13 protein-coding genes are annotated in these 16657 nt (G+C 42.5%); 1 reads left to right on the top strand and 12 read right to left on the bottom strand.

Going from position 1 to position 16657, the window contains the following annotated elements; genetic code table 11:
- Positions 1 to 231: 231 nt before the first annotated feature.
- From lepB (FHS10_RS12700) to FHS10_RS12670, 7 genes are all read right to left on the bottom strand, one after another.
- Positions 232 to 1710 carry a signal peptidase I gene (lepB, locus tag FHS10_RS12700; protein WP_259091163.1) on the bottom strand — a complete coding sequence of 493 codons (1479 nt, stop codon included), beginning with the start codon at positions 1708 to 1710 and terminating at the stop codon, positions 232 to 234.
- A 21-nt stretch (positions 1711 to 1731) separates the two neighbouring features.
- Entirely contained in the window at positions 1732 to 2871 is a 1140-nt protein-coding gene (gene lepB / locus FHS10_RS12695) for a signal peptidase I (RefSeq protein WP_259091162.1), read from the bottom strand.
- A 229-nt stretch (positions 2872 to 3100) separates the two neighbouring features.
- Entirely contained in the window at positions 3101 to 3850 is a 750-nt protein-coding gene (gene dapB / locus FHS10_RS12690) for a 4-hydroxy-tetrahydrodipicolinate reductase (protein ID WP_259091161.1), read from the bottom strand.
- 44 nt (positions 3851 to 3894) lie between these two features.
- On the bottom strand, positions 3895 to 4566 hold the full coding sequence (locus FHS10_RS12685; protein ID WP_259091159.1) for a DUF5683 domain-containing protein: 672 nt from the start codon (positions 4564 to 4566) through the stop codon (positions 3895 to 3897).
- A 35-nt stretch (positions 4567 to 4601) separates the two neighbouring features.
- The gene (locus FHS10_RS12680; protein ID WP_259091158.1) at positions 4602 to 5291 is read right to left on the bottom strand and encodes a DUF5683 domain-containing protein; all 690 of its coding nucleotides are present in this window, start codon (positions 5289 to 5291) and stop codon (positions 4602 to 4604) included.
- Between the two features lies 1 nt (position 5292).
- Positions 5293 to 6216 (bottom strand): ParB/RepB/Spo0J family partition protein, encoded by a 924-nt coding sequence (locus tag FHS10_RS12675; protein WP_259091157.1) that lies wholly within the window; start codon positions 6214 to 6216, stop codon positions 5293 to 5295.
- Positions 6217 to 6220: 4 nt separating this feature from the next.
- The gene (locus FHS10_RS12670; RefSeq protein ID WP_259091155.1) at positions 6221 to 7024 is read right to left on the bottom strand and encodes a ParA family protein; all 804 of its coding nucleotides are present in this window, start codon (positions 7022 to 7024) and stop codon (positions 6221 to 6223) included.
- A 297-nt stretch (positions 7025 to 7321) separates the two neighbouring features.
- On the opposite strand from FHS10_RS12670, the gene FHS10_RS12665 reads away from it, so the two are divergent.
- On the top strand, positions 7322 to 7843 hold the full coding sequence (locus FHS10_RS12665; RefSeq protein ID WP_259091154.1) for an NADPH-dependent FMN reductase: 522 nt from the start codon (positions 7322 to 7324) through the stop codon (positions 7841 to 7843).
- A gap of 45 nt (positions 7844 to 7888) precedes the next feature.
- On the opposite strand, the gene FHS10_RS12660 is transcribed toward FHS10_RS12665, so the two are convergent.
- From FHS10_RS12660 to secA, 5 genes are all read right to left on the bottom strand, one after another.
- Positions 7889 to 9826, bottom strand: a complete 1938-nt coding sequence (locus FHS10_RS12660) for a T9SS type B sorting domain-containing protein (RefSeq protein WP_259091152.1) — start codon at positions 9824 to 9826, stop codon at positions 7889 to 7891.
- 375 nt (positions 9827 to 10201) lie between these two features.
- Complete coding sequence (locus FHS10_RS12655; RefSeq protein WP_259091151.1) at positions 10202 to 11131, bottom strand: hypothetical protein; 930 nt, start codon at positions 11129 to 11131, stop codon at positions 10202 to 10204.
- Between the two features lie 402 nt (positions 11132 to 11533).
- Positions 11534 to 12718 (bottom strand): M20 metallopeptidase family protein, encoded by a 1185-nt coding sequence (locus FHS10_RS12650; protein ID WP_259091149.1) that lies wholly within the window; start codon positions 12716 to 12718, stop codon positions 11534 to 11536.
- Positions 12711 to 13175, bottom strand: a complete 465-nt coding sequence (locus FHS10_RS12645) for an SPOR domain-containing protein (protein ID WP_259091147.1) — start codon at positions 13173 to 13175, stop codon at positions 12711 to 12713. Before FHS10_RS12645 ends, FHS10_RS12650 begins: the two co-directional genes overlap by 8 nt.
- A gap of 109 nt (positions 13176 to 13284) precedes the next feature.
- The gene (gene secA, locus FHS10_RS12640; protein ID WP_259091145.1) at positions 13285 to 16596 is read right to left on the bottom strand and encodes a preprotein translocase subunit SecA; all 3312 of its coding nucleotides are present in this window, start codon (positions 16594 to 16596) and stop codon (positions 13285 to 13287) included.
- Positions 16597 to 16657: the final 61 nt, after the last annotated feature.

Here is a 16657-nt window from a genome sequence, read left to right as displayed (position 1 = left end):
AACCGGCGAAAAACTTACGAAGTTTTTAAAACTTCGTAAGTTTGGGATTTACAACTTGCCATGGGTAGGCACGAAGCAATCGCGAACTTTGCAGATTCGCCCTGTAAACTACGAGATTGCTTCGTGCCTTATAATGACATAATTTTACAGACACTCATCTTTACGCTAACTTAACCAAAAACGCTCGCCTATTTCTCAATAGCCGGGCGTTTTTATTTTATGCAGAATTTACTATCTGATTATATTAAACAGCCTTCTCCAACGGATCTTGTTAAAGAATGAAGCGTTGTCATCAACGCTCATCCAGATGAATAACGCTTTACCTACGATGTGATCTTCGGGAACAAAGCCCCAGAAACGTGAATCTTCGGAGTTGTGGCGGTTATCGCCCATCATAAAATAGTAATTCAGTTTAAAGGTGTATTGATCTGTTTTTACACCGTTAATCAAAATATCTTTACCAACTACCTGTACTTTATTGCCTTCGTAAATCTCTATCGCGCGCCCATATATCGGGAAGGTTAAACTATCCAGCTTTACGGTCATTCCTTTTTTAGGTACCACAATAGGTCCGTAGTTATCCTGGTTCCAGTTAAAGGCAGGAAACGGCGCGGTGATCTTATAATTAGGATATCTTACCGGGTTAATGGGGTACGATGGATCGGGCACACCCGGCGCGTTCAACTCTGGTGTAACCGATTTGATATTTGAAAACCCTTTTAACTTATTAGCCGATGTTACAGTAGTGTTTGTTGTAAACTCGTTTACCTTATCCGGATTGATATCTTCCAGGTGCAGATCAGTAGCTAAATCAGGGTTGATGGGCGTTCCGTCATATTTAACGCGGTAGGTTATTTCACCATTTGGCGGCGTAATTGAAGGCTTACCATTGATGGATACCTGCGCTTTAATAATTCTTAACGTATCGCCCGGCGTACCCTGGCAGCGTTTAATAAAGTTTTCGCGTTTATCAACCGGCCTGTACAAAGGCGAATCGGCATCCATAGGGTAGTTAAATACTACTACGTCGCCCTTTTTAATATCACTGAGACCGGGTAAACGGTAATACGGCAGTTCGATACCATCCCAGTAAGCTTTGGTGTTAATCAAAGGCATGGTATGGTGCGCAAACGGGAAAGCGACCGGTGTCATCGGTATACGTGCACCATAATTTACTTTACTCACAAAAAGGTAATCGCCAATAAGCAACGAACTTTCCATCGATGCACTTGGAATTACATAAGCCTCAATAAATAAGGTGCGGATTAGCGTAGCGGCTACCACTGCAAAAATAATGGCATCAGCCCATTCGCGACCGGTAGATTTCTTTAAGATTTTTTTATACTTCTCTCTAAACTCCGGGCTGGCCGATTGGCCTAAATATTGAGTATTGGGATCAAAACCCCATTTTGGAAAATATATAAATTCAAGAGCAACAGCTGCTGCATGCTGCGCAAACGTAAACTTACCATACGATTTTGCAAAATCGACCATCAACCCCATAAAAACTAAAAAGTTTATTCCCGGAATTAAAAGCAGAACGATCCACCACAATGGCCGCCCGGTTATTTTGATAATCACAACAAAGTTGTAAAAAGGGATCAGGGCCTCCCATCCAAGTCGGTCGGCTTTTATAAACAATTTCCATAAGCCAACATAAGGCAAAATGATAAGTATTATGAATGCAATTAAAAATCCTACAACGTTCACTATATGCTTTTTTAAATTATTTTACTTAATACCCCTGAACAACCTGCTCCACCTTATTTTGTGGGCAAAGGATGCTGTACTATCAATACTCATCCAGGTAAATAATGCCTTGCCAACTACATGATCCTCGGGCAAAAATCCCCAATAGCGCGAATCTGTTGAATTATGGCGATTATCACCCATCATCCAGTAGTAGTTCATCTTAAAGGTGTAAGTATCGGCTTTTTTTCCGTTTATAAAAATATCCTTACCATTAACTTTTACGGTATTATGCTCATATACAGCAATGGCCCTACCATATATCGGGAAGCTAAGGCTATCCAACTTAACCGTCCATCCTTTTTTAGGGATAATAACAGGACCAAAATTATCTACATTCCACCCGTACCGTGGCATGGTGCCAATTTTATAGTCAGGGTGCGATAAAGGGTATACCGGGTTAAGATCGTCAACTAAGCCTTTTATAGCAATGTTAGGCGTTACAGATTTGATGTTTGAATATGCTCTTAATTTAGCGGCAGAAACTTCAGTAGTATTAGCGGTAAAATCGGTATTGTTGATCACTGAAAATTCTGTTAAATGCAGGTCATCGATCACATCCGGATTGATTGGATTTCCATCCGATTTTACAACATAATTCATTTCACCGTGTGTTGCCGCATACTCGGGCTTGCCATTAATATACACCTGCGCGTTGGCCAGGCTTAGAGTATCGCCGGGCGTACCCTGGCAACGCTTAATAATATTTTCACGCCTGTCAACCGGTCGGTACAAGGGCGAATCGGCTTCCATTGGCAGGTTAAATACAACAATATCTCCTTTTTTTATATCGCTGAAACCCGGCAGGCGATAATAAGGTAACTGTAAGCCTCCCCAGTATGATTGTGTTTCGGTAAACGGAATAGTATGTGCCGTAAACGGGATGCCGATAGGGGTTATAGGCATGCGGGCACCATAATTGACCTTGCTTACAAAAAGGTAATCGCCAACAAGTAAAGAGCTTTCCATCGATCCGCTGGGGATCACATAGGCCTCTATAAATAAGGTGCGGATGAGTGTTGCCGCAATCACGGCAAAAACAATGGCATCAAACCATTCGCGCGTGGCGCTTTTTTTTACCTTCGGTTTAGTTTTATCTTTTTTCCAGAATTTCCAGGTCATATTACAAATGTGCAGATTTCAAATGTGCAGATATGCAGATGATCGATCTTTTAAATTACTGATCATATGCGCCATACAAATTTGTCAAAATTTTTAGATGAATATATTATTTATTAACCCTATGACTATCATGTAAGCGATATGTTACCGGGCAAATGTGCAAATTCAGTTGTGCAGATATGCAAATTTCAGATGTGCAGATGATTAAAGTAAATTATTTATCCTGAATTTAACTTTTAAAATCAAACATGGCATCAACCGTATAAAACCCTTTTTTGCCGTGAATCCACTCTGCAGCCAAAACTGCGCCTAAGGCAAACCCGTTACGGTTATGGGCAGTATGTTTAAATTCGATAGTATCCACTTCAGAATCGTAAATAACGGTATGTGTGCCCGGTACGCTGTCAATCCGCATAGATTCTATCAGCAGTTCTTCTGATTTTACATTTTTATCATCATCGCTGTCGTCGGTTGTCAGCACATTAACCCAGTCGGTTTTAGATGATAGATTATCAATAATTCCCTCTGCAATAGTGATGGCCGTACCACTTGGGGCATCCAGCTTTTGCATATGATGAATCTCTTCTACCTGTACATCATAATACGGGTAGTTATTCATCACTTTAGCCAGCAAACGATTAATATGGAAAAATATATTTACGCCAACGCTAAAGTTGGTAGCATATAATAATGAGCCGTCACTGGCTGCACACTTTTGTTTAATCTCATCCAACCTATCGTACCATCCCGTTGTGCCTACTACTATAGGTACGCCGGCATTAAAGCAATGCTCAATATTACTTATTACCGATGCAGGCATAGTAAATTCAATTACCGCATCGGCCTTTTGCAGGTTTTCGGCAGTAAGCTCATGCAGGTTTTCATTATCAATAGTTAAAACAATTTCATGCTTGCGGCTAAGGGCAATCTTTTCGATGATTTTGCCCATTTTTCCATAGCCCAGTAACGCTATTTTCATTTTTAAAGTTTATGTTGATTAACAGCTAAGCTATAAATATGCTGTTAAAAAGTAAAGGTAACTTTTATAGCCGGAACATAGCTACTTTGCGCAAAAAGCGGCTGATTTATAACCGTCGGTGTTACTTTCATGCTGAAGTTATTATCTACCGTATAGGCATTAATAAACTTGGCTTCAATGTAAGCTTCAACGGTTTGAATGCCCCAGGCGCCCAAAATGCCCAAAATGGCTAAGTCGCGGTTACGGCGATAGCTATCCAGGTAATCGTACACGTTTTGCGCGGGTACCTGGGCATCGGTATAGGCCTTCCACTCTTTATAATAGGGATCGGTTGTTTTTGGTGTTACCCCACTTTGATAATAATGGGCAACTACATCAAATTGCTTATAATATCGTTGATTAAAAATAACTGCCGAACCCAATAAACCAATACCACCATAAATAATGGGCACTTTCCACCAGCTATGGTTATAAACCTGGCCCCAGCCCGGAATCATCAACGAATGCATCACCGCTTTATGTGGGCTATGGGTACTATCGGGGTGATATACTTTTTCTTTTTTTATAGGTGGCGCAAATGAACCGGGCGCTGTATTTGATGGCTTTTTAAAAGTATCTTTTTTAGCTACGTTCGCGGTATCGGCGCGTGGCGTTTGCGCCTTTGCAGTAAAGGCAAACAGCACCATAAAACCAATAATTAACAAATATTTATACATTTTTATATGATAAAGTGTTATAAGCAGGGTTGCCGTTATCGCCCTGATGTAATTGCAAAGGTAATTTTTATACCCGGACTAAATACATTCTGTTGATTAGCAGCATACATGCCCCTGCCAAGTACATCTGTAACTGGTTTAACGGCCAAATTATTATCTACACTAAAGGCATTTATAAATTTGGCATCAATATAAGCATCAATAGTATTCAAAACCCATATCGCCGCAATGCCTAAAATACTTATATCGCGGTTACGCCTAAAGCTTTCTGCCAGGTCGCCAACCTGGGTATCGTTAAAATACTGGTAATATCCATACTGCGTTTTATATTTTACATACAAAGCATGGTTGGGATTTTGCGCAGATGTGAGCGGGACGGCATAAGTGTAATGCTTCAACCTGTATACAGCTATCAATTGCGCGTAATTCTTTTGATTATTAATTGCGGCAGCGCCCAGCAAACCAAAACCAGTATAAATAATCGGTAGCTTCCACCAGCGGCGGTTATATAATTGCCCAAGCCCCGGCCAAATTAACGAACGTATAACAGCGGCATGCGGTTTGTGTAAGCTATCGGTATGATAAAACTTTTCTTTAAAGGCAGGAGAAAACGATAAAGGAGAATTTTTATTTAAACTTTGTGGAGTAAGGGTTTGGGTTTGCCCTTTTGCAGAAAATGCAAACAGGGCAAATCCTGAAAAAGTTAATAATAAATATCTAAACATTTTACCAATCCAGCATCTCAAGGATACGGCCCAGGTCATCTTCTGACAGGAATGGTATTTCAATAACGCCATTGCCTTTGCTGCCTACCTTAAGTGTTACCCGTGTACTAAACTTTGAAGCTAAGTCGTCCTGGATCTTTTGCATTTGGTATGATACCGGCTCGGGCTGTTTGCCTTCTTTTTTTACCGGTGCCTTCTGCATCTCCCTAACTAATTCTTCAACCTTACGAACGGATAAACCTTGCTGAATGATATGCTGATGTAAATATAATTGTTTGGCAGGATCATCTATGGTGATCAATGCCTTGGCATGGCCCATGCTTAAAGCACCATCGCGTATTGAAGCCTGGATGCTTGGTGGCAATTTTAATAAACGCAGGTAGTTGGTAACTGTCGACCGGTTTTTACTCACCCTATCGCCCAGTTCTTCCTGTTTAAGGTTACACTCCTCAATCATACGCTGAAAGCTAAGGGCAACTTCAATGGCGTTCAGGTTTTCGCGCTGAATGTTTTCTATCAGTGCCATTTCCAGCATTTGCTGGTCATTGGCGGTACGTACATAAGCAGGTACCTGGGTTAAACCAGCCAGCTTTGATGCCCGGAAACGACGCTCGCCCGAGATCAATTGATATTGATGCGCATTAACCCGCCTTACCGTAATTGGCTGTATAAGGCCCTGAAGTTTAATGGAGTCGGCAAGTTCATTTAGCGTCTGCTCATCAAAATCGGTACGCGGTTGAAAAGGGTTTACTACAATTTCGCTTAAGCGAATCTCGTTAACCGACCCAAGGCTATTAACCTCGGCAGCCGATGTTGTTGCCTCTTCCTTTTTACTGTTTTTATTTTGGTATGGTTGTACGTTTACAGAGTCATTCAACAGCGCACTTAATCCTTTGCCCAGGGCATTTCTTCTTTCACTGCTCATTTACTTATACTGTTGCGGTTGCCGTTGTTACCTCGCTTTTTACAAGGCCATTTTTACTTAAAATTTCGCGGGCAAGGTTTAAATAATTGATAGCGCCTTTACAGGTAGCATCGTGCATAATTACCGATACACCAAAACTTGGGGCCTCGCTTAAGCGGGTGTTACGTTGTATAATGGTATCAAACACCATATCTTCAAAATGCGTTTTTACCTCGTCAACAACCTGGTTGCTCAGGCGTAAGCGCACATCATACATGGTTAACAGAATACCTTCAATTTCCAACTGCGGGTTAAGGCGTGATTGAACTATTTTGATAGTATTTAGCAATTTACCCAAACCCTCTAACGCGAAATACTCGCATTGTACCGGTATAATAACCGAATCTGCAGCGGTAAGGGCGTTAATGGTAATTAAACCCAATGAAGGCGAGCAATCAATGATGATAAAATCATATTCATTTTTTACAGCTTCAAAAACCTGTTTCATTTTATACTCGCGGCCGCTTAGATTGATCATCTCAATTTCGGCACCCACCAGGTCGATATGCGCTGGAAGCAGGTCAAGATTAGGGGTCTCTGTTTTTTGAATAGCATCATGAGGATCAACCTGGTTGATGATACACTCGTAAATGCTGTTCTTAATATTGCGGGGGTCAAAACCTATCCCCGAGGTTGAATTAGCCTGAGGATCGGCATCAACCAATAACGTTTTAAAATCTAATACAGCTAAACTTGCAGCCAGATTTATAGATGATGTAGTTTTCCCTACGCCACCTTTCTGGTTGGCTAAAGCAATAATTTTACTCATTCTATATGTATATATTTGATATTACGATGATTTATAATAACGTAAAGTAGATTTAGAAATTCTACTTTCGTAAAGTTTTATTCCAATGCGTAAAGATACGGAATTAAACAATTAGGAAATCCACAGGTTTAGTCAATTTACAAACATAATTGAGGCAATTATTGAATTACTGATTTATTGAATTATCAAATCCAGGCTCATTTTGCGCGCATTTTACTTTGCGTAAAGTTTATTAACCCAAGTATTCTTCAATATAAAACTCAGTAATTCAGTAAATCAATAATTCAATAATTATAAATGATAACTATCGTAGCATCAACCAATCGCCCGGGCAGCTCAACTTTAAAAATGGCCAAATATTACCAGCAAAAGCTGCGCGAAAAAGGTGTTGAAGCAGGGCTGCTATCATTAGAAGAATTACCCCCAAATCTGTTACAAACCGACCTTTACGGCAAACGCAGCTCAGAGTTTGCCAAAATCCAGGAGATCGTCACCCAAACCGATAAATTTCTATTTGTGATCCCCGAATACAACGGCAGTTACCCTGGTGTGTTGAAAGTATTTATAGATGCCTGCACATTTCCTGATAGTTTTTATGATAAAAAAGCCGCGCTGGTAGGTATATCATCGGGCAAATACGGCAACATCCGCGGGATAGATCATTTCACCGGTGTGTGCCATTATGTACACCTCAATGTAATGGCCCTAAAGCTCCACATAGCAGCCATCCACAAAGAGTTTGATGCCGACGCTCAATTGGTAAATCCCGACACCTTAAAATTTATTGACGAGCAAATAGACAAGTTTATCGCCTTTTAAAATGCAGCTATCTTGATTCTTAACTCTTGATTCTTGACTCTGTTTCTATTTCACCAGTAATACCCAGCCCGATAATTTAGGTGCCCCATTTTTCAGATCAATAATGTAATAATAAGTACCTGTTGGCAAAGGGATACCGTTATAAGTGCCTCGCCAGGGTTTGGCGTATCCTATGCTTTTATAAACAGCCTGCCCATAGCGGTTAAATACGGTTAACAGGCTTTGGGGATACGTAATAAGCGCTTCAATATCCCAGAAATCATTGGTACCATCGCCATTGGGCGAGAAAGAATTGGGGATAACGATCTTTTTAAAAACCCGCACAAAAACACTGCTTTCGGCAACGCCGCAATTATAGGTTGACGATGCATGCAGGGTATAAGTGATATCATCGGTTGGGTTGGCTATTGGATTAAGAATGGTGGGGTCGCTTAGTCCTGTAGTTGGTGTCCACGAATAAACGTTGGCGCTTTGCGCTGTTCCGTTCAGGGTAATGGATTGCCCTTCAAATATAGGCCGGGGGGTGCCTGCATTGGCAACGGGCGGCGGCAGCACGTTTACTGTTACTTTGGCCGAATCTATACATCCTTTATCTGTTGTTACAATTACGGTATAGATGGTTGTATCTGCCGGCGAAGCCGTGGGAGTTGGCGATGTAGGATCATTTAAACCTGTAGTTGGTGCCCATTGATAACTTATCCCCGTTGGCGATGATACATTTATATTAGTATTAGCGCCTTTACAAATGGTATAAACAGCACTGGGAACCGTTATAACCGGCCTGGCATCAACAGTAACAGTAGTATTCTTTGTAGCAGTACAACCGGCGGCGTTGGTTACCGTTACCGCATAATTTCCAGCGGCGGCAAGTGTAGCCGCGTTTATAATAAGTGGATTTTGGTTTTTATTGGCTACTGTAATGGCAGGCCCCGTCCACTCAAAAGCAACACCGCCCGATGCCGTCAATATTAGTGTTCCCCCTTCGCAGCCTTCAACCGGCGGTATATCCGGCACAACAGGAAACGCGTTAACTGTAACGCTAAGCGGCGAAGAAGAAACCCTGCAATCAGGCGATCCGATGTTTGACTGTTCGGCCGCCGAAAGCCGGTATTGATAAATCTTTGCCGTGTTATCGCTTATCGTAAAATTATAAGTATCGGTTGTTTGCCCGGCAATATCCAGCCAGCCATTCCCATCCGATTTGTTGATCTGCCATTGTAATGATGGATCGGTATACCCATCTCCTACCTGCGCTTTTAAAGTATAATTTCTTGAATCGCCTACACATTGATTTTGCGGTTGATTTGCAGTTATGGTTGAAAAACCTGTTTGAATTACCGGCCCACAGGCCCTAAACTGGATATCATCTAATAACAGGTCATTACCGTTACCGCCGGGGGCTTCATTTGATAATTCAACGATAACGCTGTTCACATTTGCGGGTGTTGTAAAAAACAAACTAAATTTTTGCCATTCGGGATCAGCGGTTGGAGGAACAATGTTTTCACTGGATTTTAAAATGGTTCCATCAGGTGCCTTGATGGTAAACTTAATATCTGGCTGAATCGTTTGATCATTACTCGCCGATAACTTAATCAGGTTTAGCACATAAGCCGAAAACTCATAGGTTGTTTTTTGACATAGCTGCAGGTTGATAGGCTGGGTATAAAAAACGCTTTTAGCAAAGGAAGCATTAATAAACATAAAATACCCGTTGGGATCGCCGGTATGATCATGGGTTACCGTATGCCAGGAGGTATGGCAACTGCCTCCCAGATTGGGATCAGCCGTGCTATTAGCTATCGTATAAGATCCATCATCGGGGCAAAATGAACTAACGTAAAACATGCTGGTATAAGGTAGTGCCCCACCAAAATTACTGCCGGCACCAAAAGTTTCATTAACCACGGGATCGCCCAGGGAACCTTTACATACATCGGCAGTTTGCGCGTTAGCCCTGGTGAAAGCTAATACGAATGCCATTATCATCAATAAAAATAAATTAAGGGTATGCCGGCGCATCAATTGGTTTAACTTTAATAAGTTATCCTTCAAAAGTATATTTTTTTATCGAAGCGGGTGTAAAAAACACACATGGAATGGCATTATATCGAAATGCTTACAAAGCAACGGGCTAACTGTTAAAAAAGTTAACTATTAAGAAGTTGTTTAAAAACGGGTTCGTAAAATATTATAGCCAAAAGAAACGTTATACGAGTTTCTAAATTCGCAGACTGTGAAGGTGGAAATGACAAAGCGACGAGAGACTTACGAAGTTTTAAAAACTTCGTAAGTCTGGGCTCTACAACTTGCCATGGGTAGGCACCTTGCAATGACGGCGCTTTTTAGGAACGCCCCCTACTCTTTCCTGTAATCCTTATGCACAATTAAAAAACTCGCGCGTTCTTCTTTGTGGAAAGGGATATTCCAATTGCCCTGGTAGGTGATTTTGATAGGCAGCAGCTGACCGTTAAAATTATTGAGTTCGATATTCATCTGCACATTAAAATCGATGAACATATTGCTGAATTTAAGATCGATGTAACGCCCAAGAATCTCGAAGGTCCGTTCGTCAAAAATGGTCGTCATTTCTTTGATCATCGTGTCACCGTCAGACGTACTGGGCTTGCAGCGAACCTTAAAGCGGTAAACCGGGATGGTATCCAGGTACTTGCCACGGGCAAATTCGTAGTAGTAAAACTCCTGCATATCTTTGCTGAAGATCTCCGTTTTATCGCCAATAAAGGGGATTCCCCTCACCCGCCTGCCTGGGGTAAATACCAGTGTTTTTAATTTGGCCTTGTATCCTTCGTTTTTACCACCAACACCGGGTAAACCATCGCCTTGCGCTACAAAATCGGAGTTGTAGGCATTCATGAAGATGTAGTCAAACATCTCTACAGTGTACAGCTCATATTTGCCGTTCTTTTTATAAACCGCGCCACTATCCCGCTTAGCCAGGTATTCTATTTTATGCTGACCGACCACATTGCTGTGCCTTAACTTTCGGTAAACTTTGCCATCAACTTTATTCTTTTTATCATAAGTAAAAATACGGTTCTCGGCAGTAAAAGCGTAGCCTTTCATATTTTGAAACGCTTTGTAAAAACTGGTATCGGCCATTACAGCGTCAATAAAATCCTGCGCGCGAAGCTTGTGCGATTTGATATCGACCAATGAATCGATAACAATGGTACGGATGGTATCGGGGTTAAAACGCTGAATTTGCTGTGCAAACGCAAAGCTGCTCACAATAGTAAATCCTACAACTAATATTAATTTCTTCATCACTAACTATTGACGGTTAAACAGCATGCACTGTTACAACTTAAAAACCCCGTCATTGCGAGGGGGAACGACGAAGCAATCCCCTACTTACGGAGCGGATCTGCATAGTCGGGGATTGCTTCGTGCCTCGCAATGACGTATTTTGTTTTTGAGGTGAGTAGGCTTGTCAGTCTGAGCCTGTCGAAGACTCGTGCGCAGAGGCCTTTACCCGCGTGCTTCGACAGGCTACCCATGACAAGTCCACCATGTCATTGCGAGGAACGAAGCAATCTCATGCTCTACAGGGCGAATCTGCACAGTTCGCGATTGCTTCGTTCCTCGCAATGACATAGCTTTATATTGTTATTCCACCTTCAGAATTTCTCGAAATTTTACAACTCAGCATGACACCCTTTTATAATCCTAATTCCCCAACTGCTTAATGGCTAAATACGCCATTAAACCGGTACTTATTTTAAAAGCATCCTCTTCTACATCAAAAGTTGGGGTATGTACTGATGACGTAATACCACGGGCTTCGTTGCGGGTACCTAAGCGGTAAAAACAGCTATCGGCAACCTGCGAGTAGTATGCAAAATCTTCGGCTGCCATCCATATATCCAGGTCGAGCACGTTTTCTTTACCTAAATAATCTTCGGCATGACCACGGGTGGCGTTTGTTAAAACTTCTTCATTGATCAGGAACGGATAACCGCGCATAATGTTGAAATCGCAGCTACCGCCCATGCTTTCGGCAATGCCTTCGGCCATTTTTTTCATGCGTTTGTGAGCCTCAGCACGCCAGTTTTCATCCATAGTACGGAAAGTGCCTTCCAGGTAAACCTCATTGGGGATCACGTTAGTAGCGCCATTGGCAATTACTTTACCAAATGACAATACCGACGGGCTTTTAGGATCGGCAAACCTACTTACCACTTGTTGCAAAGCGGTTAATATATGAGCCGTAATAATCACCGGATCGATGTTTTGCTGTGGCTGCGCACCATGGCCTCCCTTACCTTTTACAGTAACGTAAAGCTCATCTGTTGAAGCCATGTATTTACCTGCACGAAAACCTACTTTACCGGCCTCTATTAAAGGCATCACGTGCTGCCCCAATACAGCCTGTGGTTTCGGATTTTCCAGCACACCTTCTTTGATCATTAAACTCGCACCGCCAGGTAATTTCTCTTCGGCTGGTTGAAAGATGAGTTTTACAGTGCCTGCAAACTGGCTTTTAAGTTCGGTTAAGATCTTAGCCGTACCCAATAACGATGAAGTATGCGCATCATGACCGCAGGCATGCATTACACCAACGTTTTGTGATTTATAAGGCACATCATTCGCTTCAGTAATAGGCAGCGCATCCATATCGGCACGCAGGGCAACTACTTTATCAGATGGTAAATCGCCTTTAATTAAAGCAACCAAACCGGTATCGGCCATTTTCTCGTAAGTCAATCCCAATTCTTCCAGCTTTCCCGCTACAAAGGCAGATGTTTTTTGCTCGTGAAAAGATAGTTCGGGATTAGTATGCAGGTGGCGGCGGTTGGCTACCACATCATTAAATATTTTTTGGGATAACTCCTGTATTTTTTCCTTAATCATTGTTGGCATCTGCTTTAGGTAGATTTATTTTTTCGGATATGATAAACAGGCTTGGGAACTGGGGTCGCAATTGCTGCATCAGTTTCTCGGCTTCCAGTCGTGTCCTGAAATCGCCTGCACGCACTTTAAAATTTGGTTCGCTGTATAAAATGTAGGTACGCAGTTCGGGGTATTGATTCTGCAACCGCGTTTGAGCATTATAAGCATCCTTACGGTTCGATCCACTAAAGAATTGTACGCGGTAACCATAGGATGACGATACGCCTGGGGCTACGCCGGTTTCCTTATTCAACGTAAATCTTTTGGCTATCAGCGTATCAAGCAATGGATCTTTAACCACTTCAACCTTGCCCCGGGTTTGGGCAAATGTTTGGGTTGATAACCCTATCAGCATAAAAAAAAAGCAGTACTTGATTAGGGCTGGTTTAGCTTTATGATCAAATACTGCTTTTTTCATTTTAGCCCCCTCTAAATCTCCCCCGGTAGGGGAGACTTTGTTTTTTTTTGTTAAAATTATTTTTAAGCCCTCCCTCCCGGGGAGGGTTTGGGAGGGGCTGTTTGGCTTCTTAATTTTGCCCTACGCCGTGACAGTTTTTAAACTTCTTGCCGCTACCGCAAGGACAAGGATCATTGCGCCCTATCTTTTGCTCAACCCTTACCGGGGTTGCTTTTTGAATTTCCTGCGGAAAATCATCCATTGGTACGCCATTGCTTTCGCTTACCATTTCGGCTTTGGTGGTTTTTAGCTTACGCAAATCCAATTTTGGCTCTGGTTTGGCTTCCCTCACCTCTTCGGCTTGCTGCTGAACCGGGATTCCGCCACGGAACAGGAAGCTAACAATCTCTTTATTCACATTGGCCAACATGCCGCGGAACAATTCAAAGGCTTCAAATTTGTAAACCAATAACGGATCCTTTTGCTCATAAACCGCGTTTTGTACAGATTGTTTTAACTCATCCATCTCGCGCAAATGCTCTTTCCAGGCATCATCAATCAGGTACAGGGTAACGTTTTTCTCGAAAGACTTAAATACCTCATGACCATGGTTTTCAATCGCTTTTTTCAAGGGAACAGAAACCTGGATGCCATGGATGCCATCGCTAAACGGTACTACAATATTTTCCACATACTGGCCACGGGTATCATAAACATCTTTCAATACCGGGTAAGCTTGTGCAGCAACCGCATCGCCTTTACGTTTGTAAAAGTCCATCACGGTTTGGAAGGTATGATCAACCAGCGCGTTGATAGAGTTTGCACCAAATTTATCGGCATCAATCTCCACATCTACAGAAAACAGGCGAATCATTTCTAACGTAAAGCCTTCGTAGTTGTTAGCTTCTTTATATTCGGTAGTGATATCTTCAACCACATCAAAAATGGTGTTGCTCAAATCAACATCCAGGCGCTCGCCAAATAACGCGTTTTTACGTTTGGTGTAAACTACGGTACGTTGTGAGTTCATCACGTCATCATACTCCAGCAAACGTTTACGGATACCAAAGTTGTTTTCTTCTACCTTTTTCTGCGCACGCTCAATTGATTTGGAGATCATGGAGTGCTGAATAACTTCGCCCTCTTCAATACCCATACGTACCATCAGACCCGAAATTCTTTCCGAACCAAATAAACGCATCAGGTTATCCTCTAACGATACAAAGAACTGTGAAGAACCAGGATCGCCCTGGCGACCAGAACGACCGCGTAACTGCCTATCCACACGACGTGACTCATGACGCTCGGTACCTACAATGGCTAAACCACCTGCAGCCTGCACGCCTTCGCCCAGTTTAATATCCGTACCACGACCAGCCATGTTGGTAGCAATGGTAACTGTACCTGCCTTACCAGCTTCGGCCACAATATCGGCCTCCTTTTGGTGCATTTTGGCGTTCAGTACATTATGTTTTATACCGCGCAGCTTAAGCATGCGGCTTAATAATTCAGAGATTTCAACAGAGGTTGTACCTACCAACACCGGGCGACCGGCCTGTGTAAGTTTCACAATCTCGTCTGCAACGGCATTGTATTTTTCACGCACGGTACGGTAAACCAAATCCTGCCTGTCCTCGCGGCTTGCAGGCGTATTGGTTGGAATTTCGACTACGTCTAATTTGTATATTTCCCAAAACTCACCTGCTTCGGTAACGGCAGTACCCGTCATACCGCAAAGCTTGTGGTACATCCTGAAATAGTTTTGCAGGGTAACGGTAGCAAATGTCTGGGTTGCATCTTCAACCTTTACATTTTCTTTAGCCTCAATAGCCTGGTGCAAACCATCAGAGTAACGGCGGCCATCCAATACACGGCCGGTTTGCTCATCTACAATTTTTACCTTGCCATCGTCCAGGATGTATTCAGTATCCTTTTCAAATAAGGTATAAGCCTTTAATAATTGATTCACCGAGTGGATCCGCTCAGATTTAATCGAGAAATCACGCATCAATTCGTCCTTACGGGCAATCTTTTCTTCGGTGCTTAAGGTCGATTTTTCGATGTTGGCTATTTCGGTACCTACATCAGGCATTACAAAGAAATGAGGATCTTCGCCCGATGAGGTAATTAACTCGATACCTTTTTCGGCCAGTTCAACCTGGTTATTTTTTTCGTCGATAACAAAAAACAGTTCGGCATCTACCTTAGGCATATCCTTACCCTGGTCCTGCATATAGTGGTTCTCCACCTTTTGCAATACGCTCCTGTTACCGCCTTCGCTCAAAAACTTAATTAAAGCCTTGCTTTTAGGCAAACCCCTAAAGGCACGCAATAAAGCTAAACCGCCGCCATCAACATCTAAGTTGCCGTCATTGATAGCTTTTTTGGCCTCGTTTAATACCTGGTTAACATATGCTTTTTGGGCATTAACCAAACGCTCAATGCGCGGTTTCAACTCATAAAACTCATGCTCGTCGCCACGTGGGATAGGGCCTGATATAATTAAAGGTGTACGGGCATCATCAATTAACACCGAATCGACCTCATCCACCATCGCGTAATGTAATTTGCGTTGAACAAGTTCTTCGGGACTACGTGTCATATTGTCACGCAGGTAATCAAAACCGAACTCGTTATTTGTGCCAAAAGTGATATCGGCAAGGTAAGCAGCACGGCGTTCCTCAGAATTTGGCTCGTGTTTATCAATACAATCAACCGATAAACCGTGGAATTCATACAATGGCCCCATCCACTCGCTATCCCTGCGTGCCAGGTAGTCATTCACGGTTACAATGTGTACACCCTGACCGGCAAGCGCGTTAAGGTATGCAGGCAGCGTGGCTACCAGCGTTTTACCTTCACCTGTGGCCATTTCAGATATTTTACCCTGGTGCAATACGGCACCGCCTATCAGCTGCACATCGTAATGAACCATATTCCAGGTAACTTCATTACCTGCGGCAATCCAACTATTGTGGTGAATGGCTTTATCGCCTTTTATAAGCACGTTGCTTTTACGCGCGGCAAGCTCCCTGTCAAAATCGGTAGCGGTAACTTCAATCGTTTTATTTGCAGAGAAACGGCTCGCGGTTTCTTTAACCACAGCAAAAGCCTCTGGCAATATATTGATCAATATATCTTCCAGCTCTTTATTGCGGTCTTTTTCAAGCTTATCCAGTTGGGTGTATAACTCAACCTTTTCAGCTACATCCATATCAAGCTCAGTTTCTGTACGATCCTTTATAGCTTGTATCTCGCTGTCGATGCCAGAAAGGCCTTCGGCGATAGTTTGTTTAAAACCTATTGTTTTAGCTCTAAGCTCATCATTGCTGATGTTTCCGAGTTTCGCGTATTCGGCCTTGATCTTCTCAACCAATGGCCTGATAGCTTTTACATCCCGTTCTGATTTGCTTCCAAAAAGCTTACTGATAAAATCTAACATATTAATTTGATATGATCCTACAAACTCAATAATTACGCCATAGCGACAATTGAGGCCATAT

The organism is Mucilaginibacter dorajii (genome assembly GCF_024808255.1).
GTDB lineage: Bacteria > Bacteroidota > Bacteroidia > Sphingobacteriales > Sphingobacteriaceae > Mucilaginibacter > Mucilaginibacter dorajii.
Note: the sequence above shows the minus strand (reverse complement) of the source record. Positions and strands in the feature narration are given on the sequence as shown.

What these genes read in the sequence shown, in the direction of transcription:
- lepB (WP_259091162.1), bottom strand. Translation starts at nt 2,871, where the DNA reads ATGACCTGGAAATTCTGGAAAAAAGATAAAACTAAACCGAAGGTAAAA.
- dapB (WP_259091161.1), bottom strand. Translation starts at nt 3,850, where the DNA reads ATGAAAATAGCGTTACTGGGCTATGGAAAAATGGGCAAAATCATCGAA.
- FHS10_RS12685 (WP_259091159.1), bottom strand. Translation starts at nt 4,566, where the DNA reads ATGTATAAATATTTGTTAATTATTGGTTTTATGGTGCTGTTTGCCTTT.
- FHS10_RS12680 (WP_259091158.1), bottom strand. Translation starts at nt 5,291, where the DNA reads ATGTTTAGATATTTATTATTAACTTTTTCAGGATTTGCCCTGTTTGCA.
- FHS10_RS12675 (WP_259091157.1), bottom strand. Translation starts at nt 6,216, where the DNA reads ATGAGCAGTGAAAGAAGAAATGCCCTGGGCAAAGGATTAAGTGCGCTG.
- FHS10_RS12670 (WP_259091155.1), bottom strand. Translation starts at nt 7,024, where the DNA reads ATGAGTAAAATTATTGCTTTAGCCAACCAGAAAGGTGGCGTAGGGAAA.
- FHS10_RS12665 (WP_259091154.1), top strand. Translation starts at nt 7,322, where the DNA reads ATGATAACTATCGTAGCATCAACCAATCGCCCGGGCAGCTCAACTTTA.
- FHS10_RS12660 (WP_259091152.1), bottom strand. Translation starts at nt 9,826, where the DNA reads ATGGCATTCGTATTAGCTTTCACCAGGGCTAACGCGCAAACTGCCGAT.
- FHS10_RS12655 (WP_259091151.1), bottom strand. Translation starts at nt 11,131, where the DNA reads ATGAAGAAATTAATATTAGTTGTAGGATTTACTATTGTGAGCAGCTTT.
- FHS10_RS12650 (WP_259091149.1), bottom strand. Translation starts at nt 12,718, where the DNA reads ATGATTAAGGAAAAAATACAGGAGTTATCCCAAAAAATATTTAATGAT.
- FHS10_RS12645 (WP_259091147.1), bottom strand. Translation starts at nt 13,175, where the DNA reads ATGAAAAAAGCAGTATTTGATCATAAAGCTAAACCAGCCCTAATCAAG.
- secA (WP_259091145.1), bottom strand. Translation starts at nt 16,596, where the DNA reads ATGTTAGATTTTATCAGTAAGCTTTTTGGAAGCAAATCAGAACGGGAT.